At 60.7% G+C, this 751-nt stretch carries 1 protein-coding gene; it reads right to left on the reverse strand.

What is annotated here, in order from left to right:
- Positions 1 to 751, reverse strand: a 751-nt coding sequence (locus CH249_RS16645) for a phosphopantetheine-binding protein (protein ID WP_141214695.1), incomplete at both ends; no start/stop codon positions are given.

Here is a 751-nt window from a genome sequence, read left to right on the forward strand (position 1 = left end):
CAGGCCCGCTACGGTGGGGGCTTCCATGAGTGCACGGACGCTGATTTCACAGTCGAAGGTTTCCTGCACGGCGGCTACGACACGCATCGCAGAGAGCGAGTTGCCGCCCAGGTCGAAGAAGGAGTCGTCCACGCTGACTCGCGGCAGGTCGAGAACCTTCGTGAAAATGCCGGAGATAATTTCTTCAACCGGAGATGACGGCGCTCTGTGAACGCCGCTGGCGAATTGCGGCTCGGGCAACGCCCATTTGTCCAGCTTGCCGTTGACAGTTAACGGCAACTCGTCGATGACCATCACCACGGCCGGAACCATGTACGCAGGCAATCGCGCGGCAACTCGTTCGCGCAGCGCCCCACCATCGATTCCCGCAGACACCTCGGTAGGTACGACGTAGCCAATCAACTGCTTGCCGGTATCGGTATCACGGGCCACCACTGCCGCACGCTCCACTCCGGTCAAGGCAGCGAGTGTTGCTTCCACTTCACCGATTTCGATGCGGTAACCACGAATCTTCACCTGATCGTCAGAGCGACCCACATACTCCAGCTCGCCGTCGTGATTCCAACGAACCAGATCGCCGGTGCGATACATCCGCGAACCCAAAGGGCCGAGCGGACACGCGACGAATCGCGATGCCGTCAAGCCCGGCCGTCGCACATAACCGCGTGCCACACCCCGCCCCGCGACATACAACTCACCAACCACACCGATCGGAACCCGCCGCAAACCGGAATCCAACACAAACAACGCA

This window comes from Rhodococcus sp. 05-2255-3B1 (genome assembly GCF_002258545.1).
Lineage (GTDB): Bacteria > Actinomycetota > Actinomycetes > Mycobacteriales > Mycobacteriaceae > Rhodococcoides.